The organism is Peribacillus cavernae (assembly GCF_003989135.1).
GTDB classification, from domain to species: Bacteria; Bacillota; Bacilli; order Bacillales; family DSM-1321; genus Peribacillus; species Peribacillus cavernae.
In genome coordinates this window covers 1-19,560 of record NZ_RYZZ01000044.1, presented here as the reverse complement: position 1 = coordinate 19,560, position 19,560 = coordinate 1, and the positions used below count along the sequence as shown (strand labels likewise).

Genomic DNA, 19,560 nt, shown 5'->3' with positions numbered 1-19,560 from the left:
TGACAATTTTCCTATTAGCCCGAATTTTTTAGACAGAAAAAGATCAGAAAACGTAAATTTCAAAAAAGGGGAATTCGATGTTTTTTAAGAAAAAGAAAAAGGATCCAGAGGATAATAAACAATGGTATTCGCTTATAATCATGACCCAGGACGAAATGTATGAAGACGAGTACGAGGGCTTGTCCGAGGTAATCAGTGATCAAGTAGATAATGTCGGTTTCACTTGTAATCTTATAAGAAAAAACACTAGCCATGGGGCACTCATCGAGATTGACCAGAAAATTAATACAGCATCCGACCCATGTTTCATTCTGATTCTGATAAATAATGACGATATAAAAAGGGAAGTCGAATTAATGGAAAAACAACATAAATGGAAAAAGTTTTTCGGTTATCTTACACCTGCAGACTATTTCGAGGCGATGGAACGTGCCAATTTGAACTGGGACGCAATCATCTATTCTACAGATAATCCAGAGGGAATTATTCAATACCTGAACGATCATTCAATGTAATATTATTTTTCTTTCAAGAATTGAGTTTTGATTGAATAGGTATGGTTCAAGTAGGCAATGTTTTTAAATCTTCGCTTACTACTTAATGAAGGGGGCTAAATTTGAAATCAGAAGAACTGCTTACTAAAGGGGATGATCAAGTATTACACAGAGCCCAAAAGCAAAATTTATCTCAGGAGCTGATTGGAGTGAAAGGGTTGCAGGAACAAATGCAATTGGTACATTGCTTAGAACTGGGCCAACCTGTTCAAATATCTTCAGTAGAGCCTTTTTGTATCGGCTCTTAGGATTGGGCTGTTTCATTTTTTGATTGATATAGTCAAATGGGGGTTGTTTCATGTATAGAATTGCTCAAGAAGTAAAACGTAAGCAGTTACCTGATCACATAAAAGAAGGTTTGGAGCCTTTTTCTTTAAAGGCTATGTAAACGAAAGAGGAAGAATTTCAAACAATTTGAACAAAGAATGATGTGCTTATTAGTTCTGAATACATATTATTTATTTATTGTTGAAGCTCAAACAAATGTGTTCGTGCTTGAATATTTTCCAATAAACCCGATTTTTTTGGCCAGGGTACTGCAAATACGCACACTTTAACTTTAAAGTACAAACAAGTTTTCCAATCGGAAGCTGGTTTTTTGGTTTTTTTATACATCGTTGCAGGATAAGGAAGGTTAGTGTAAAAGGGATGTGAAGAAGCGGTTTATTTTAGCAGATAATGAACGGAAAAGACAGCCGAACAGACAATACAAATTATTTTTCAATCCTAGTACCAGCCGGATTGTGGCTTTCTAGTCCATATTACTCTCTATTGGATGGCTGCTTTCCTGACTTTTACGATATACGATTTTTAATTGGTAAATATTGCTGAGTAACAATAGAGTTTCATTAAAAATAGGAGCGTATATGATCTAAAGATAACTAATTTGACAAATATATAACCGAAAGGTAATATAACTGTAGGGTAATACACTGAATATATAGGACTGTGATTATTATGCTAAATCAAAGAAAACCCGCTAATCTTTTCGAGATAATAGCTGAACCTAACCGTAGAAATATAATAGATCTTCTACGGACACGTCCAAGATCAGTCGGGGAAATAGTTGAACGGTCTCCATTAAGTCAACCAGGTGTTTCTATGCATCTTCGAATATTGCGTGAAGCTGGCTTAGTGACGACTAGTAAGGACTCACAGAGGCACATCTACCATTTACGTGCCGAGCCCTTGAAAGAAATTGATAATTGGTTAGAGCCTTATCGACGGTACTGGTCGGACAGGCTCGATGCGCTTGAACAATTTTTAGATGAGGAGGAATAAAAAATGTTAGCTGTAATAGAAAAAATCGAGGGTGGCTATGTGGCCCGCTATGATCTACCACTAAAACATTCAATAGAAAAAGTGTGGGCTGCTCTAACTGAAAATGAGAAGCTGGCAAAATGGATGCCGAACCTGCTGGTAGAGAATCTTCGAAAAGAGGGAACGATAAAGTTTGATATGAAAGACGAAAGCGGGACGTTGATTGATATGAAGATTACCGATTTCGAAGAAAATTCCATCCTTGAATTCGAATGGGGCGGCGACAATAGAGTTCGTTTTGAATTATACCCAAAACCAGATGGCTGTCTTCTTGTTTTGAAAGAGTTTATCAGCACATTAAACGATCATACGTCTAAAGACTTGGCAGGATGGCATATATGTCTCGATATGATGAGTGCTTTGCTTAATGATCATTATATGGATTTCCCAATGGATGAATGGGAAAAATGGCATGAGAAGTATATTACTGCAGTCAAGCAGATGGAAAAGTAGTTGCCATTTTACAAAACCACTCCGCCTCACGCCTCAAGGAGTGGTTTTGTTTCTTTTTGTTTCTAATTAGAGTTTTATTAAGGGCAAGTTGATCTAGCTTCATATTTAATGGCGATTTATTAATGCTCCAAATCGGTCTAATCACCATATTGACTTTAAAATTGACCAGAAACCAAGGTGGGCAAACGATCAAAGAAGATCAATCAAACGTAAGTAATATTAACTGATTTTCATGCAACACTTCCTTTTATAAAAAGGAGCAGCCCAGCAGTCGAAAGTTCCACTTCTAATTTTGGAGGTTATGGAAATATGACCATGTACACATACCTACAAAAACAAGCAAAAAGATATAAAGATAAGTCCTTAATCTGTTTTGAAAATGAAAATATCTCTACATTTATATGTTGAAAATGGGCAATCAAATAGGGCATAGATCGCGAATAGCAGCATGAACAGTGGAAGCCGAGGTGGATTGCAATAGTCGGATATTACAGTCCTAATAAAAGGTAACAGGGAGACTAAAAAAAAGATTCCAATAAAAAATATAACCATGATAAGAACTTCAAGAAAAAATAGATACGATCAAAAAGAGGCTGTCCCCAAAAGGAATTATCTTTTGGTACAGCTCTTTTTTAAGAAGAATTTCTTTGAATTTCGGAATGTCTTTTACAACCCCTGCTAATCTATGATTATTTTCTACTATTAGAATGCATGAAAAAGAGAGGAGGGGTGAGGGAAGGAATGTCTCCATGAAGAAATATAGTCTCTCGTCTGTTGCTAGAAGTAAGCGCGCCAATCCTTTATAGTTTACATAATAAGGTCGAACTAAGGATGAGTGAGGAACAAGTAATAAAACAGGAGGCATGAGGGCTGCCTTTACTTGCTTGCAGGTGTCATGCTCATGCCGAACAAGTTGGACGGAGGACAATCTGCTGGAAACGAGGAATGGATTGCCCTTATCAGAAAGCCACCACAGGATACCGGATTTACAGCGAGTATATCAAGTCATAGGGATAACTGAAAAGGCTTGACTGGCTGGAGAAGTTATGAAATGCTCGCTTCAATTTTCTTTAAAAATTCTTCCTCACTATTTTCAACAATTAGATCACCCTCAACAACTGCAATAAATTGGTTTGGACATAGAAAGCAAAGTTTCATGCAATAACTAGGAAGAATATCGACATTTTCTTCACATTTCTCTGCTACATTCTTTATATCTATTTCGTAATCTTTTATTTTGTTTCGAAAACAGTAAATAATCTTTTTTGACATTGGTTTCATCCTTTTTCATAGTTATTTCTCTGACTTATATCAAAAAGAGTGAATCGATGCCTAACATTCCGATTCACTCTTTTTTTCTATGGAATTTTATGCAACCGGAATTTCAGCAGATTTATTGACGTCTAGAGTGTTAATGATATACTCTCCATCTTTCATGATGACTTCCAGCTTTTTGTGTTCTTGCAAGATGGTGATGTCCTGCAATGGATTTCCATCCACGACAAGGATATCTGCTAATTTTCCAGGCTCAATCGTACCGATTTGATCTTCCATCTCCATGATCTGGCTTCCGTATTTTGTAGCTGATACAATAGCATCCATCGGTGTCATTCCTACTAGTTTTACAAAGTGTTCTAAATCTCGGGCATATCCGCCATGAGGACACCATTTAAATCCATAATCTCCTCCAGGTAATACCCTTACACCTGCTTTGTATAGACGATTCATATTAAAAGTGGCAATCTCTAATCCTTCTTTATAGCCTGTAGCCTCAATTGCTTCTTGGCCAAAATACTTGGCACCTTCCTCTACAGTTGAAACCAGCCAGTTCATTCCTGGAACGACAAAATGCTTTTCTTTATTTTCGACCAGCATTTCGAAAACTTCGTCATTGATGAAATCTGCATGTCCGATAATATCTACACCTGCTTGAACGCAGTACTTAACGGAGTCGGAGGAACGAGCATGTGTATAAATTCGTTTGCCGCGTGCATGCGCCTCTTCAACTGCTGCCCTGACTTCTTTGTAGGTGTACAAGGTCATTTCATTACGGGCATGAGGCGTTAAACTTTCACCGCTTACATTAAGCTTGACTATGTCTGCACCCTCTTTGAAAAGACTTCTTACTGTTTTACGGACTGCGTCCTCACCATCAGCAAGAATGGCCAAACCATGTACACGGACGTGATTGGGATGTAAATCTACAAAACTCCCGGAGGCAGATACCTCAGCTCCATTTGCAAGCATTCTAGGTCCTACGAACTCACCTCTATTGATAGCGTCACGTATGGCAATATCGACACGGCCTCTTGCCGCTGCACTTACGGCTGAGGTAAATCCACTTTTTATCAATGTTTCAGCGTTTCTGATCGCGGCGAGCATAGTCTCTTCAATAGGTTTAAAATCAATATCCTGAATATAGAGCGCATCCTGCCATGTCAAATGAGTATGGGCCTCGGTCATTCCTGGCATGATTGTTTTCCCATTTAAATCGATCACGTCAATTTCATCTTGCCGGTATCTTTCCGGCACACTTATATTCGTTCCAACCTGGGTAATTTTATTGCCCTCGATTAATACATCCACACCTGCTAATGGTTCTTTGCCCGTTCCATCAATTAAAAACCCGTTTCTTAATAGCTTTGCTCCCATTGTAAATGCCCCCTAATTTAGTGAATGAATGATACTAATTGAGTAACACAATGATGTAAGCGATTGCAAAACACTTATTAAAAAAACATTCATCTTTCCTTTAAGCAGCAGGATGTTTGCTGCCTTACATCTTTAAACCCTGACTGTTTGGCTTTGATTGGCGGTTTGTAGGAAACGCAATAATAATTGGTTTACTTCCTGTGGCTTTTCAACGGTTGTCCAATGTCCTGAGTTGGAAATGACCTCCAATTTAGCATTCGGGAAATGATTCAACAGTCTGGTTGCAACAGGCACAGGTGCAGTGTTATCTCCATCACCAACAATAAGCAGGGTAGGAGCTTGTACATCCTGATGGTTGATGGCCTTTCCATCAGCCAGGGCTTTACACGTTGCGGCATAGGCGCGTTTATCATTGCGTTGCAGCAATTCACGAATTAAGCCTACCAATGCGGTCTGTCCATGTTTTGAATAAGGAGAAACACCGCCGTCGATGATCGTATCCGCAACTGCATCCATTCCTTCCTGCTCTACAAGATCTGCGCGTTTGTATAAGTTCGTTTTCCCTGTTTCAGGGATTTCCCATAATGGACCTACCAGTGATTGACTAAGTACCATTTCAGGGTGGGTTATAGCGAAATGTTGGACAATTAAGGTACCAAGGGACCATCCAACTAAATGGGCTTGTCCCACATTTTCACTATCCAATAATGCCTTTAAATCTTCCACCCAAAGTTCAATAGAATACTCATTGGTGGAAACTTCAGATCGTCCAGATCCTCTCAGGTCATATGTAATAGTTTTAAAATATCGTGAACAAATATTGACCTGGCTGTTCCAAATATTTAAACTACCTCCGAGACCATGGACGAAAATGATGGTTTCTTCTCCCTGACCCTTGACCTCATAGTTGATCGTAATCCCGTTGACTTTCTTGAACATGCAGAGACCTCCTTTTTTGTATTGACCTTACCAATAATTGATAATTGGTAAAACCAATTCGTTGTTAGAATAATACAATTATAAAATTCAGTCAAGTGTAAATTTTCAAAAATGTATTTTTATGAACTCATTTTTTGCGGGGTAAGCTCAGCTCTTAATAAATAAATGGTCCTGGTTTGTTTAGGGATGTGCCCCTTTGTGGAAGGGAAACAATATAAGAGAAAATCGGCCGGTTTATCACAGAAAACACAATTATCATCAGTATCTGCGTGCACTACATGAGGTACATTGAAAAACGCTAATCCTTTTGCAACGTGGTCTTCACATACAAACAAATTAGAAACCTCCTTTTAGAAAATGACTGGCATAAAAAATGGTATATGATTTTCTAGGAGAATGTAAATACTTTTTTTCGAAAATTTAAAATATTTTAAATTGGACTTGCAATATGATTTTGATTGATTATAATAATAATTGGTACAACCAATAAAAACTCTATTAACTGATCGGTAAAAAGACCCCAAGCATCATTTTTCTTGGATCAGTTGGATTACCAATACGCCACACGACATGGATACAAGAGGCGTTAAAGTAAATAAAGGTGGAAATAAAAGGGGTTTCAGAAAGTCGATTTTGCATTTTCACCGCATTAAGGAGCGTGATGTCAAAAAAACGGACTGCTTTCTACTTTAACTAAAATTGGTTAACCAAAAAAAGAAGCGGGACTAGGAGGAAAAGTATGTATTTATGTAGCTATCTTCATAATCAAGTGGAAAAGTATGGTGTATTAACTGCCGATAAGCAAAATGTCATTGATATCAAACTAGCGGAAGAGACTCTATTTGATAATCAAATTTTGCCAAACAGTTTGAACGAAATGATTTCAAATCCGACAAATCAAGAGCGGCTGAAAGAAGTGTTTCAAAAAGCCGGTAATAATGGGCAAAATCTTGCGGTGCCATTAAGCGAAGTAGAACTATTGGCACCAATCATAAAACCTAATAGAAACATCTTTTGTTTAGGGATTAATTATCGGGAGCATGCATTTGAGTTTGAGAAAACAAAAGATGAAACGAAAGCAATACCTACGCATCCCATTGTTTTTTCAAAATTGCCTTCAGCAGTTATTGGACCAGATAAGCAAATTCTAAGTCATAGTGAAGTAACGAAAGAACTTGATTATGAAGCTGAACTTGCGATTATCATCGGGAAAGAGGGTACATATATTCCGAAAGAAGAAGCCTTTCATTATATTTATGGATATACCATTATCAATGATGTCACTGCCCGCGACCTTCAAAGAAACCACAAACAATGGCTTTTAGGTAAAGGGCTTGATACTCATGGGCCAATGGGTCCCTATATTGTGACGGCCGATGAACTTCTTGACCCGCAAAATTTAAATATTGAATCCAGGGTCAATGGTGAAACTCGCCAGAACTCTAATACTAAAATGTTGATTTTTGATATCCCTACGATTATTTCAACATTATCCAAAGGAATCACTCTTCAGCCAGGTGATATTATCGCTACAGGTACTCCAAGCGGGGTAGGGATGGGCTTTGAGCCTCCAAAATTCTTACAACCTGGAGATGTTGTCGAGGTGGAAATCGAAAATATCGGAGTTTTGAAAAGTCAGGTCGTCCACAATGAAAGCAAGGAAACTAGAGAACTAGAATCCACTAAATCAAGGAGGGTTTAAATTGATAGATGCGGTCCTTATGGAAAAAATAGTGAAAAGAGAATATACCGATGAACAGAAAAAGGCGATGGCGGTTGGTTTTTGCCCGGATTGCTCTTCCCTGACGGATTATCGAATTTTAGAAACATTCAATAGCGAAAAACATGGTATGCAGGTTATCAGAGTGAAGTGTTCAAATATTTCTGATTGTGAATGGGAGGAAACTCTTCCTGCACACAGAACTGATAATGGGTTAGAAAACTTTTTCAATTCATAAATGATGGCAAAAAAATGCAAAGAAAGCTTTCAACAACCATCATGATTTAGGCAGACGTGACAAGTAATCATCTTAAATCAGCTATTTGGGGGGTTCTATTTATGGCAGAACGCATGGTTGGCAAGCAAGCTCCAAGTTTTGTTATGGATGCTGTATTACCAGACAAAAATATGGGGAAAGTCAGTTTGGAAGAAAACATAAAAAATGATAAATGGACTGTTTTATTCTTTTACCCAATGGACTTCACGTTTGTTTGCCCAACAGAAATTACTGCATTATCTGACCGGTACGAGGAGTTTGAAGATTTAGATGCCGAAGTGATAGGTGTTTCAACAGACACGATCCATACACACTTAGCCTGGATCAAAACAGACCGTAAAGAAAACGGCTTGGGCGATATTAACTATCCATTGGCTGCTGATACAAACCATACAGTTTCCCGAGAGTATGGCATATTAATAGAAGAAGAAGGGATTGCACTTCGCGGATTATTCATTATCAGCCCGGAAGGTGAATTAATGTATTCTGTTGTGAACCACAACAACATAGGCCGTGATGTCGACGAAACATTACGTGTATTACAAGCATTACAAACTGGCGGTTTATGCCCTGCCAACTGGAGACCAGGACAAGCTACTTTAACCGTTTAGTTTTCAAAAAAACGAAAAAAAGAGCATCTGCTGTCCGGCAGATGCCTTTTTCTATAAGGGGCTTCGCATCATTTCTTTCTTCAGCTAAGGGATTATCCAGTCCATCATTCCCCGTATTGTTCTTCTCAAAAAGGACTCTGCTTAAACAAACAGAACCCTTGAATCAAATTACCATTTCCTATATTATTAGAAAAAACGGTATTTTCAAAAGTCTTCCAGTGTTTAACAACACCGTTCGATTTGTCGAACGGTGTTGTATTTTTCATCTATAACGTCCATAAATTTTCATGGCACTAGGTTAATTCGTATAAATGAAAGCTATAGTAAATGAATAGATTGGAGAACTTGACATATGTCTCATCAGAAAAAGGCCTTTTTAGAAATAGCGCAAAAAATTAAAAAGGATATTTTAATAGGTAATTTACCTATCGGGGCAAAACTGCCTTCAGAAAGAGCATTAGCTGAAAGTTTTCAAACTAGCAGGGCGACTGTTCGCGAGGCACTGAGGGCACTTGAAATCATTGGAATCATTGAGAGCCATGTGGGTCAAGGAACGTTTGTTAAGACAACAAACATTTCCGAGGTGGATCATTTTCAGGAAATTGCCAACCAAACCAGCCCATCAGAGGTATTTGAAGCAAGGATTGCGATTGAACCGTATCTGGCGGAATTGGCAACGTTTAATGCAACTCCTAAAGACTTTCAATTGTTAGAAAGCTGTTTACAAAAAACAAACGAGGCTATTGGAAATAGTAAGGAGTTTGAAAAACTGGATGCTGAATTTCACTTTCATATAGCTAATTCAGCGAAAAATTCTTTGCTTCTAAGCTTTATTGACACCATTAATAAAGTGCGGTTAGAAAAGTTATGGGGAACATTAAAAGTAAGAAGCTTAAATGAAGAAAGAATGAATCATTATTATCAACAGCATGTCGCGATTTTTGAAGCAATTAAGGAAAGGGATATAAACAAAGTGAAACATTTTTCCATCGATCATTTAAAGACTGTTAGAAAGAATATGCTGGAAGAATAGATAACATTTGTATCATGTAAAGTGGTTATTGAGTTTGGCTGCTGAGATTTTTTCAACAATAGGAATAGAGAAAAGTATTACAGGAGAAATCCCATAAACACTCAATCCGTTTCTAATAGTAAAATTGAAACATTTTTTCATAATCCTTAATATCCATATTTTTTACCTGGATTCCTCCCATAGGTTCGATTTATTTGTGCCTTTATTTTGTTATAAAAATTTTTGGGCTGTTCATTCTGAATATCGTCGACACCTGATTTCTCAATTTGCTCTGAAGTGGTTTCATCTTTCTTTTTCCATACCTTTTCTTCTTTTTTCATGTATTTGTTTGCTCCTTTTATATTTATGGTCTTTCTTTAACAGGTAAACGGACATCAATTATCAGGGTTGTGAGGAAATTCTTTATTCCATAAAAAAAGAGATAGGTTGAACCAAATTGAAATATCGGTTTAACCAATGATATTTATTTCATAATAAAACTTTACATTAAATTAAGTCAACAATAATTTTCAGAACATTGAAAAATATAATCACAACGACTTAATATTTTGATCTAGTTAAGACGATTATATGGATAAACCTCTGAGGATTTATATTGACGGTGTAAAAATCATAAGCTTATACTTATAATTGGTTAAACCAATAGGGGGATAGTAAATGTCGGTCAACAAGAGGAAAGCATTTTCAGAAATAATAGAAGAGATTAAAAAGAATATTATGAATGGCAATTATCCAGTAGGCAGCAGATTACCAGCAGAACGGGTGCTTGCTGAAGAATATAAAGCAAGTAGAGGGACGGTAAGAGAAGCCCTCAGAGCACTTGAAAGTATCGATGTCATTGAAAGTAAAGTCGGGCAAGGTACATTTGTCAAAACAACCAATTTTGCGGAATCAGACATATTCACTGAAATTGCCAACCAAACCAGTCCGTCAGAAGTGTTTGCTGCAAGGTTCGCCATTGAACCGTACTTGGCTGAGCTGGCTGCTCATAACGCCAGTCAGGAAGATATTCTTTTTATGGAAACATGCTTGAAAAGGATGGAAGCGGAGATAGGTAATATTGAAGAGTTCGAAAAACAAAACACTGATTTCCATTATCGAATTGCACTTGCTGCTAAAAATTCATTACTTCAAAATTTTATAGACATCATTGAAAAAATCCATACAGAAAAATTATGGGGAACCTTAAGAGCCCGAAGTTTTCGTGATGGTAAGATGAAAATTTATCACCAGCAACATGCAGCTATTTATGAAGCCATCAAGGATCGGGATAAAAACAAGGCAAGAGAATGTACCATATTACATCTAAAAACAGTAAAAACAAATATGTTGGGAGAATAGAAGGCAATTTGTGAACAGGCGTTCTTCTGCTACGCAGAGGTGACAACATAATCAAAAGAGACAAAACGAGAAAGCATTCTCATTTTGCCTCTTTTTGTCGTTGCCCGCCCAGTCAAGCCGTTAATTGATAATTGGTGAAAGTCAAACCTTAGTTAGCGGAGGTGAAACAATAAGAGATCTATCCAAATTTACTGGAAGAATACCCATTTTCATTTGGAGAAGATGGTCCCGTTATATTCTTTAAAACCACTGAGACTTTCTTAGCGTTGTTTAAAAACGGGGTAATCGTCTTGAAAATGGGCTTAGCGTTGTAAATACGTGGTTATCTTAACTTCGATGTGAGAACTATTGGAATATCAACAGTTCACACATAGTTTACATGTATTCAATGTAAATATTGGTTAAATAAAATTTGCCCATTAATAATGTCTTAGGTCCAAACTCAATAATCCACTATATTTAGCCATTGACCATCAGAACCAATTGTTATATGAGGTATTTTATTTGATTCAAATACTTTGTAAATATCAATGTTCTTCTTGTTTATTTTATTTAAATATTGAGATACATCAAACTCTGAAAAAACTAAAAAATCCATTGTTGTTGACCGCAAATAAAATTCGTATATATAATGTTTTTTACTATCCTTTACGTACCCTAAAAACCCTATTGTTCTTGGGAAAATACGTGTTAAAGGGAACGGGAATTTATTAATTATAATAAAATCATTTGAAAGGTCATTAAATAACTCTTCTTCCCATTCAGGAATAATCGCATAGATATAACATTCCTGCCTGTAAAAGGAATTAATTATTTTAACAAACTCCTGTTGCTCAATTTCTTCATCAAGCAATATTTCCCTTTTCTTTGGAAGGCAATCCAACTAAAAACCCCCTTGTTTTTTATTTTCAAAATTTATCGTAGATCATACCACGTAATTTCAATAATTCATCCTTAGACGTTTATTTTCTTCTTCAAGTTTTTTTATTCGGTTATTTTTAGCAGCGATAAGAGTAAAGTCATCCATTATGACTGGTTATGATAAAAGCATTTTCCAGACGGTACCCCTAGTTAAACAAATAACACCATAAGCTCATCATCAAAGTATGTATGATCAATTATTAATGCTTTTTTATCTATTCCGTATGTATTAAAACCTAAGAAATGATACAGACTTTTGGCAGGCTTATTATTTGAAACAACAGTTAAATAAATCTGTTCGATACCTTCTATTTCTTTCGCCTTCTGAATTGCTTCTATCATTAAACTTCTGCCAATTCCGGACCTGCGTCTTTCAGGATAAACATACATTGCCGCTATATTCGCTCTATGTTTTAGTTTATTTTTCTTTTCCATAAACAAGGTAACTACACCTAATAATTGCCTATTATCAAATGCTCCAAAAGTAAAGGACACATCTTCTTTTAACCTGTTCTCAAATTTCTCTATAGAAAATTCCTTTTCCTCTTCATAGCTAGAGCTGAACGCTTCAGAATTGCTTTTTAATGCCTCTAACCTTATATCCTGTAAATCCCCGCACTGTGTGGTTCAAGTATTCGTATCTTCATAGCAGCCTCCTATTTATTTGAATAATGCCTCGAGTTTACAATGTATGAGACCACTTTTATAACAAATTTGCACGAGTGCTGATTATCCAAAATTAGACAGACCCATCCCGTCGTTCCTGGAGATCTTTCTTATAATCATGGCCAACTCCGAAGCCCAGTCAATGGGAAGTTGATCGCTAAACCAAAGCCGTTGAACAAAAGATATTTTTTTAAAAATGCGGCCTTTGGATGTACGTTCATAAAGATATTTTAATAGGACATAGGCTATTAATGCGGTGAATAACTGGTTATAAACTGCATTTTCTATTGTCCCAAACAAAACAGGCACATTTAAGTTTTGTTTGATCCATCGAAAGAACGTTTCAATTTTCCATCTCGCTTTATACATGTCTGCAATGGTTTCCGCAAAGACATTCATCAGTCTGTTACCACCCGGATCTCACGCCCCTGATTGTCTTTAAAGAAAACGACACGATGACGCCTGGCAGAACGGGACTGAGGAGTCCCTAGCAGACAAGTCATATCCTTGGTGATGGGTGAGGGTTCCTGAGCTAGTCGCTTTAAGGAGTGCGGCCTTACCATTTCGATATTTTCTTTCATACGGATGGCAAAGGATTGGCCGTTAGAAACAAACTGATCAATACGCTTGATTTTAAAATAAGCACGGTCTTCTACCAATATAAAACGGGGGTCTGCAAGCTTTTCACCAAGTGGCCCATCGTGGGCAAGTCCTGTCGACTCCATGACTTTCAGGGGCATTCCGGTTTCAGGTGTAAAACTAACATGTAGTTTCACCCCAGATCGTTCACCATGATAGACGGCCCAGGGAAGCCGAGTTTCCCCGACAGTGATCGTAGTGGATCCACAATAAGGAGTTCCTTAGGAATCTTCAAGGTTCGCCGGGTAGCACGATTGCATTTTGAAACAACCAGTTCAAATATTTGCTTAAGTACCTTGTAATCCACGTGAGCTGCCTTTTTTGATAGCGTCGAGTGGTCAACTTGAGGAAGGCCATAGCCTAGACCGACATCTGCACTTTCGCGGTAGCTTTTCCATTCGTTCGCTGCTGCCGTTACAAGGTAGTTAACAAGGCAGAAAACAGTAAATTTTCGGGCGGAATCATGATAACCATGGGCTTTACTTATGATATGGACTTCATCTTCTAAAACAATCTTTTGGGTTACATTCGAGAATGTGGTATTCTTATTCATAAGGACACCTCTTTCTTGAGTTTGGTTGGTGGTACATCCATTCTACAAGAAAAGGGTCTTTTTTTGTACTATTTTACTGTATAAATTTGGTTAATCAGCACGCCTGATCAAAATAATAATCATCAAAGCCATAAAAATTGACTGTATACATTCGGAAGGAATCAGAATATCATAGTCTGATTCCTTTTCATGAGGAGAGGGATAAGCTTCCTAAAAAAGTCTTCACCAAATTTAAAAAGTGTTTTCACTTAAATCTCATGTTACAATTTCTTATAATACATAAAACAAAAAAGAGGAATGACCGTTATGAAAAAGACATTAAATGCGGAGGAAATGCCGCTTTATAAAGTTTTTTCGGATGATTATTTGTTTACTATTCCATCTGTTCAGCGCCCCTATTCCTGGACTTCGGATGAAGCGGGGGATTTACTTGATGATTTACTTGATTTTATTGAGGAGCAATCGATAAAGGAAGCAAATATTTCACGGGTAGAAGAGCCTTATTTTTGGGCAGTATTGTGCTTGTGAAAAAAGGAAGAAACCAGTCTGAAGTTCTGGATGGTCAGCAAAGGTTAACAACATTAACTATTTTGTTGGCGGTTTTGCGTGACTATCTAGGGGACGACTATGCTAAAAATATTAAGGTGATGATTGCTCAAGAAGGGAACAGGTTGCTTCAGACGCGGGATCAATACAGGATTGAGCTTAGAAAGAGAGATCAGTCATTTTTTCAACAGTATATTCAAGAGGATGGGGCTACAACTAAGATTACAGAAGAAACAGCAATTAAAACAGACAGCCAAAAGTGTATTCGAGAAAATGCGCTTTACTTTATCAATCGTTTAAATAACTTAGACCCGTCTGTTGTAGGAACGCTGCCAGGTGTTATCGCAGGGCTTTGTTATATTGTTGTGGTTTCAACGCCGAATTTTGATTCTGCTTTTCGCATTTTTACAGTCCTGAATGACCGGGGATTGGATTTGATGTCGAGTGATATTTTTAAAGCACGTGCGATTGGCGACGTGCCTGAAGCTGAACAGGATGATTATACGATAAAATGGGAAGAAGTAGAAGTGGCTCTTGGACGTGATCGTTTTAATAAGTTGTTTGAACATATTCGAATGATCATACAAAAGCGTAAGGGCGGCGCTAATTTAAAAGATGAGTACGATGATATCTTTTCAAAAATGAACGGGAAGATTTTTATTGATGAGGTGCTAATTCCGTATAGTGAGATTTATTTAAAGCTGGTGGACTATCAGACACATTATCATGGCAATCCAAAAATGCTCAAATTGCTTAGTTTGATGAACAGGATTGATAATGCGGACTGGATCACAGTAGCGATGTATTATATGCGTCATCATGATGATAGGATAGAAGAATTCTTAAATCGCTTAGAAACTTTTGCCGCAACGAGTATGATTTTGAGACGGAATTTTAATTGGCGAATGTCCAAGTATTCTGCTATTTTAAAAGAAATGGACCGGGACATTGATGTGTTTTCAGAAACATCTACGTTAGAAATTTCAGATGCTGACCGCATGGAGGTCGTCAACCAATTAAATGGCAATGTTTATGTTGATTTAAAGGATACGGCAAGGCGATACATTCTGCTTCGTTTGGATTCCCTATTAACAACGGGCCAGCCGTATTATAACCATTCAGTTATCACAGTTGAGCATGTATTGCCGCAAACGCCTGAAGCGGGAAGTGAGTGGTTTGAAAATTTTGAGCGACCAGAAGAGTATGTACATAAAATGGGAAACCTTGTGCTTTTAACAAGGGTGAAGAATTCACAGGCGAAAAATTATGATTTTCAAAAGAAAAAAACATCTTATTTTCAATCCTACGGTGGTGTCACATCGTTTGCATTAACATCTCAAGTTGTCCAAATGACAGAATGGACACCGTCAGTTGTGGAAAAGCGCCAGAAACAACTAGTACAATTATTAACCAAAGCGTGGGAATTGAATAAGAAAATAAGTCATTCCACAACAGATCAGCTCTTTTATATAGAAACACTTAAAGGGATGTCTGCTTCAGGATATCCAACTGATCAAGGATTTCTTGTTAAGAAGGGTGCAAAGTTTTCTCCAATACTAAACAGCTCAATTAGTCCTGGCACTGTCGAATTAAGGAGTAAGTTGATTGATCAGAATATTCTGGATGAACAAGGCGATTATTTAGTATTGACAAAAGATTATATGTTTACCAGTCCTTCTACCGCCTCATCCTTGCTGCATGGAAGAAGCTCAAATGGAATGACCAATTGGAAACTTTCAAATGGAACAACATTAAAAGAAAACAGTGGGCAGTACTCGTTTTTTCAAAGCTGACAAAGGAGAACGCGTAAGGTTTATGGAATGAAAGAATCTTATAGGATACGATAAAGGGATGCTACTTCAACTTGACATTTTTCTTAGTTACAATTATTACGGATGTTTAACTGCGTAGCCGATAGTAGATGCATATAAAAGGCACTCGAAATTCTGAGTGCCTTATTTCTTCGTATTTGAATGGAATACATTTTAAAAATCTGTATGATTAAAGATAAAGTTTTTTACCGAGGAGCGAATCCATGGAAGAACAAGATTATGATGCTTTGCTGAATATAAAAACAGTAGGAGACCAAAAGGGATTCAATCAGTCTTTTCCATTATCATCATTATCATCAACTTGTTCAGGTTACACTCGGGATCAGGTATTTTTGAAAATAAAAAACATCTGTTCCAATGATTAAAGCAACTAGAAGAATGTTTAATGGATTAAAAAAATCATTTGTTATAAAATGAGCGGATAGGTTTGCTTGCCAATCTGTAGAAACCGAATCGATTCATGAAGGGGAGAAAAATATGTCAGTACACTCATTTCATGCAAATTTATCAAATGGGGAAGAAATTAGCCTGGAGAAATACAATGGTAAAGTGATGTTAATCGTAAACACTGCAAGTAAATGTGGATTAACTCCTCAGTATGAAGGAATTGAAAAGTTATTTGAAACTTACAATGAAAAAGGATTTACCGTAGTAGGCTTTCCTTGCAATCAATTTGGAGGCCAAGAGCCAGGAACTGATGAAGAAATAAGCTCTTTTTGCTCAGTAAATTATAATGTGACATTTCCTCTCTTCCAAAAAATAGAGGTGAATGGCGACCATGCACACCCTCTATATCAATACTTACGTGAGCAAGCTCCAGTAGATGCAGATTTAGATGAAAACAGCCCATTAAACCAAGATTCAAATGTGGAAGACTCTAGCATAAAATGGAACTTTACGAAGTTTTTAATTGATCAGGATGGGAATGTTGTAAAACGTTTTGCTCCAACGACAAAACCTGAAGAAATTGTAGGGGATATTGAAAAATTATTGTTCAAGTAAGTTGAAAAATAATATGGTAAGTGCCCTCCGCTAGCCTTGGTGCTAGCACGGTCATAGCCAAGTGAGCCGGTGGTTTTGGTTTTTGTAATTGAATAGCCCTGCTCTCTGCTAGGGCGCCATTTTGGCCGAGACTGAACCCTTTGAACCTGATCTAGTCTGTACAAGTGTAAAGGGAAGTAGTATTGATATAAGTGTGTACTGCGTAATGATGAATCGCTTTCCATACATTAGAAAAGTGGTTTATTTTTTTCTGACACATAAAACTTCCTGCAAACAAAATGAAGTCCCCATAATTTTCCATAATTATTTACAGCAGATTAAAGGGGTAAAAATCGAAAGGACTTCCTGAATCAATGTCAATGAAAATCTACGATGCAAACGCTGAAAGATGCCATGGAAGAATGAACCCGACAATATATCGATTTGAAAGAGCAGCTCACAGCTTTAAAAAGGCGTTTACCGGGATTGTCAATCTGGATGCTGAATTCCAGGGAAAAGGCGTTGTTGCGATCATGGCTTTTTTTGGTCGTAAACCCCGTTAACCAAGTGGCTTTAAAAATCTATATAGGACACTTGCTGGGCCGTCTGCTGACAAAATGCTCCAACACTGTTTATAAAGGTAAATTATTCAGGGGCTTGCTTAGGCAGGTCCGTTTTTTATTGTTCTGGAAACCAAAATATGTTGAGATTAAGTATATTAAGGCATATTTGTAATTGAAAAACAATGAAAAAAATTAAGTCAGAACTGCCCATATTACCCCGGATTTGAATAAGAGGTCTCAACTTGGTCAAAATATGTATTAAATGAGAAAGGAGCCTGAAAATGAGTGAATCCAAAGACTATCCCGTTGCGGAAATAAATGATAACCAACTTCAAAAGATTAAAGGGTTAGAGAAAGATCTACGCAATGAAACGAATGAGAATATTGTATTAATTGCTTATGATGAAGAGCAATTGCGATAATATGAACAAAAAAAGTGGAAAATTGGTAGGAAAATGAAAAGGAGCATTTTTTTGAAAAACCGTCATAGGTGAGACTGTTGGCGGTTCTTTGTGCTATCCCTGTTCTTAGATTCTTTTACAAACTAAATCCTCTGTGCTGTCATCAACAAAGGTGCAAACAATTCAGCTAGCATTAAGTCTTCTAGTTATGGATACCTTCGCATGCCAAGTTCATTATAAGGTGTTGCTGCAGGGCCTTCCAAATCTACTATTGCTCTTCAAAAACCCGGCCACTTAGGATTTGCAGCACGTTCATGTTAAAGGAACTTTAACCAAAGAGGATGGAATACTGTTTCAAAAAAACATTAGTTGAAATCTAAATATGGTGACATAAAGGTGATATCTAGCATATCTAATTGCCCTTAAACGACCACCTGCTAAAGCAGGTGGATTTAGACATAAATGTCTACGACTTAAAGTCGTTCTGCAAGACTTAAGTCTTCTTAAAGCCCTTAAGCTGAAGCATACTAAATGAGACTAAACTCATTCTTCAATCTTGAATATGTCGTTCTTTTCTTCATTGAATTGGTTAGCTATATAGTTTCTGATGATTTCTTCCGTCACCGGCGCAAAAATAGCTTCTTGTCCATAAGTGCTGCCCCCAGTATTTCTTCTTGAGCTCTGGAAATTCATCCTGCAACAACCTTGATGATCGTCCTTTTAAGTATTGCAAGATTTTACTCGGTGCTAGAACAATAAAGCTGCAGGCTTTGTCAGTTTTGGAAGTGCTGGCGGGACACGAGCGGTTGAAAATCTGAGGCTAATCATGGGTGAGCTTCAGTTATATAAAGGCATGCTAACCTTATTTAACATTGAGTTAAAGGGGTGATGGTATGTGTGGCAAGGAGGAAAAAGATATGGCTGCAAGTACCTTATATGATACCTTTTCAATAAATGAGTCAGATGCTCAAAAAATCATCTCAACTCCAAAAACCAAACTACCTGAAAGCAATACTTTTAATGACCTAAAACTTAAAACTCCGGACAGAATATCCCATGCAGCAAAGATCCTTAATTCAAGAAAATAAATATTAATGAGCATTTCTTTTACGAACATTAGTTCCTTTTCTTGTTTTTTTAGATATAATATATAGAAGAGGGGGAGGAACACTATGAGCAATAATCCAATTGATAATGCTGAAAAATTAAAGAAAGAGTTTTAATTTATTCAAGAAAAATATGACCGTTATTTAAAAATAGTTAGAAAAGATAAGGACAAACGAGATGGTCAGCGTCACTATTTTGAAATGCTAACAAAGCCGTTGAATCCTAAAGTTTGGAAGGAATTGTATACTTGGGTCAAGCTTCTGAAGTGGACTCTTGGATTTGCTACTGTAGGTGTATTAGCATTTTTTAAAAAAGTAGATTGGTATTACATTGCAGCACCCATTATTCTAGGGTATTACTATTTAAACGTAAAAGAATATCTTAATCTGATGTGTAATATGGATAGCGAGCATTTTCATTACAGATTTACCGAACGAGAAAGCCCACTACG

At 37.1% G+C, this 19,560-nt stretch carries 22 protein-coding genes and 3 pseudogenes; 17 read left to right on the top strand and 8 right to left on the bottom strand.

What is annotated here, in order from left to right; genetic code table 11:
- The first annotated feature begins 77 nt into the window (after nt 1-77).
- From ELQ35_RS20855 to ELQ35_RS20840, 4 genes are all read left to right on the top strand, one after another.
- Complete coding sequence (locus ELQ35_RS20855) at nt 78-515, top strand: hypothetical protein (protein ID WP_126867105.1); 438 nt, start codon at nt 78-80, stop codon at nt 513-515.
- Between the two features lie 101 nt (nt 516-616).
- Nucleotides 617-802, top strand: coding sequence for a hypothetical protein (locus ELQ35_RS20850; RefSeq protein ID WP_126867104.1), 186 nt, complete (start codon nt 617-619; stop codon nt 800-802).
- A gap of 709 nt (nt 803-1,511) precedes the next feature.
- On the top strand, nt 1,512-1,835 hold the full coding sequence (locus ELQ35_RS20845) for an ArsR/SmtB family transcription factor (RefSeq protein ID WP_126867103.1): 324 nt from the start codon (nt 1,512-1,514) through the stop codon (nt 1,833-1,835).
- A gap of 3 nt (nt 1,836-1,838) precedes the next feature.
- Complete coding sequence (locus ELQ35_RS20840) at nt 1,839-2,327, top strand: SRPBCC family protein (protein ID WP_126867102.1); 489 nt, start codon at nt 1,839-1,841, stop codon at nt 2,325-2,327.
- 1,044 nt (nt 2,328-3,371) lie between these two features.
- Here ELQ35_RS20840 and ELQ35_RS20835 read toward each other — a convergent pair.
- The 3 genes from ELQ35_RS20835 to ELQ35_RS20825 all read right to left on the bottom strand — a co-directional run bounded on the left by ELQ35_RS20835 (nt 3,372) and on the right by ELQ35_RS20825 (nt 5,918).
- On the bottom strand, nt 3,372-3,599 hold the full coding sequence (locus ELQ35_RS20835) for a DUF1450 domain-containing protein (RefSeq protein ID WP_185861853.1): 228 nt from the start codon (nt 3,597-3,599) through the stop codon (nt 3,372-3,374).
- 96 nt (nt 3,600-3,695) lie between these two features.
- A complete protein-coding gene (locus ELQ35_RS20830) occupies nt 3,696-4,979 on the bottom strand; it encodes a metal-dependent hydrolase family protein (protein WP_126867100.1) in 1,284 nt (427 codons plus the stop codon).
- Between the two features lie 132 nt (nt 4,980-5,111).
- Complete coding sequence (locus ELQ35_RS20825) at nt 5,112-5,918, bottom strand: alpha/beta fold hydrolase (protein ID WP_126867099.1); 807 nt, start codon at nt 5,916-5,918, stop codon at nt 5,112-5,114.
- Between the two features lie 739 nt (nt 5,919-6,657).
- Between ELQ35_RS20825 and ELQ35_RS20820 the strand changes: the two genes are divergently transcribed.
- From ELQ35_RS20820 to ELQ35_RS20805, 4 genes are all read left to right on the top strand, one after another.
- Nucleotides 6,658-7,620, top strand: coding sequence for a fumarylacetoacetate hydrolase family protein (locus ELQ35_RS20820; RefSeq protein WP_126867098.1), 963 nt, complete (start codon nt 6,658-6,660; stop codon nt 7,618-7,620).
- 1 nt (nt 7,621) lies between these two features.
- Entirely contained in the window at nt 7,622-7,876 is a 255-nt protein-coding gene (locus tag ELQ35_RS20815; protein WP_126867097.1) for a hypothetical protein, read from the top strand.
- Nucleotides 7,877-7,977: 101 nt separating this feature from the next.
- Complete coding sequence (locus tag ELQ35_RS20810; RefSeq protein WP_126867096.1) at nt 7,978-8,526, top strand: peroxiredoxin; 549 nt, start codon at nt 7,978-7,980, stop codon at nt 8,524-8,526.
- A 352-nt stretch (nt 8,527-8,878) separates the two neighbouring features.
- Nucleotides 8,879-9,559, top strand: coding sequence for a FadR/GntR family transcriptional regulator (locus tag ELQ35_RS20805; protein ID WP_126867095.1), 681 nt, complete (start codon nt 8,879-8,881; stop codon nt 9,557-9,559).
- Nucleotides 9,560-9,705: 146 nt separating this feature from the next.
- Here the strand turns inward: ELQ35_RS20805 and ELQ35_RS22755 are convergent, their stop codons facing one another.
- Complete coding sequence (locus ELQ35_RS22755; RefSeq protein WP_185861852.1) at nt 9,706-9,879, bottom strand: hypothetical protein; 174 nt, start codon at nt 9,877-9,879, stop codon at nt 9,706-9,708.
- Nucleotides 9,880-10,216: 337 nt separating this feature from the next.
- Between ELQ35_RS22755 and ELQ35_RS20800 the strand changes: the two genes are divergently transcribed.
- Nucleotides 10,217-10,900: a FadR/GntR family transcriptional regulator gene (locus ELQ35_RS20800; protein ID WP_126867094.1), complete on the top strand. Its 684-nt coding sequence runs from the start codon at nt 10,217-10,219 to the stop codon at nt 10,898-10,900.
- 442 nt (nt 10,901-11,342) lie between these two features.
- On the opposite strand, the gene ELQ35_RS20795 is transcribed toward ELQ35_RS20800, so the two are convergent.
- From ELQ35_RS20795 to ELQ35_RS20780, 3 genes and pseudogenes are all read right to left on the bottom strand, one after another.
- Complete coding sequence (locus ELQ35_RS20795) at nt 11,343-11,783, bottom strand: hypothetical protein (protein WP_126867093.1); 441 nt, start codon at nt 11,781-11,783, stop codon at nt 11,343-11,345.
- Nucleotides 11,784-11,971: 188 nt separating this feature from the next.
- A complete protein-coding gene (locus tag ELQ35_RS20785; RefSeq protein WP_342773320.1) occupies nt 11,972-12,349 on the bottom strand; it encodes a GNAT family N-acetyltransferase in 378 nt (125 codons plus the stop codon).
- Between the two features lie 201 nt (nt 12,350-12,550).
- Nucleotides 12,551-13,679, bottom strand: a pseudogene (locus tag ELQ35_RS20780) (IS4 family transposase).
- 306 nt (nt 13,680-13,985) lie between these two features.
- Here ELQ35_RS20780 and ELQ35_RS23325 point away from each other — a divergent pair.
- The 6 genes and pseudogenes from ELQ35_RS23325 to ELQ35_RS22750 all read left to right on the top strand — a co-directional run bounded on the left by ELQ35_RS23325 (nt 13,986) and on the right by ELQ35_RS22750 (nt 18,023).
- Nucleotides 13,986-14,207, top strand: coding sequence for a DUF262 domain-containing protein (locus tag ELQ35_RS23325; protein WP_246026166.1), 222 nt, complete (start codon nt 13,986-13,988; stop codon nt 14,205-14,207).
- Nucleotides 14,204-16,018, top strand: a complete 1,815-nt coding sequence (locus tag ELQ35_RS20775) for a DUF4357 domain-containing protein (protein ID WP_246026165.1) — start codon at nt 14,204-14,206, stop codon at nt 16,016-16,018. The genes ELQ35_RS23325 and ELQ35_RS20775 overlap by 4 nt, the downstream gene beginning before the upstream one ends.
- Nucleotides 16,019-16,260: 242 nt before the next feature.
- Nucleotides 16,261-16,351: pseudogene (locus tag ELQ35_RS23865) on the top strand (SAM-dependent methyltransferase); the annotation flags it as partial.
- 183 nt (nt 16,352-16,534) lie between these two features.
- Nucleotides 16,535-17,059 carry a glutathione peroxidase gene (locus ELQ35_RS20765; RefSeq protein WP_126867091.1) on the top strand — a complete coding sequence of 175 codons (525 nt, stop codon included), beginning with the start codon at nt 16,535-16,537 and terminating at the stop codon, nt 17,057-17,059.
- Between the two features lie 353 nt (nt 17,060-17,412).
- Nucleotides 17,413-17,601 carry a hypothetical protein gene (locus ELQ35_RS20760; protein ID WP_126867090.1) on the top strand — a complete coding sequence of 63 codons (189 nt, stop codon included), beginning with the start codon at nt 17,413-17,415 and terminating at the stop codon, nt 17,599-17,601.
- 281 nt (nt 17,602-17,882) lie between these two features.
- Complete coding sequence (locus ELQ35_RS22750) at nt 17,883-18,023, top strand: hypothetical protein (RefSeq protein ID WP_185861851.1); 141 nt, start codon at nt 17,883-17,885, stop codon at nt 18,021-18,023.
- Nucleotides 18,024-18,591: 568 nt separating this feature from the next.
- On the opposite strand, the gene ELQ35_RS20755 is transcribed toward ELQ35_RS22750, so the two are convergent.
- Nucleotides 18,592-18,702, bottom strand: a complete 111-nt coding sequence (locus ELQ35_RS20755) for a transposase (RefSeq protein WP_425466846.1) — start codon at nt 18,700-18,702, stop codon at nt 18,592-18,594.
- 51 nt (nt 18,703-18,753) lie between these two features.
- Between ELQ35_RS20755 and ELQ35_RS23310 the strand changes: the two are divergent.
- Together ELQ35_RS23310 and ELQ35_RS22745 are read left to right on the top strand one after the other, a co-directional pair.
- A pseudogene (locus ELQ35_RS23310) lies at nt 18,754-18,846 on the top strand (NADPH-dependent FMN reductase); the annotation flags it as partial.
- Between the two features lie 73 nt (nt 18,847-18,919).
- On the top strand, nt 18,920-19,090 hold the full coding sequence (locus ELQ35_RS22745) for a hypothetical protein (RefSeq protein ID WP_185861850.1): 171 nt from the start codon (nt 18,920-18,922) through the stop codon (nt 19,088-19,090).
- The last annotated feature ends 470 nt before the right edge of the window (nt 19,091-19,560 follow it).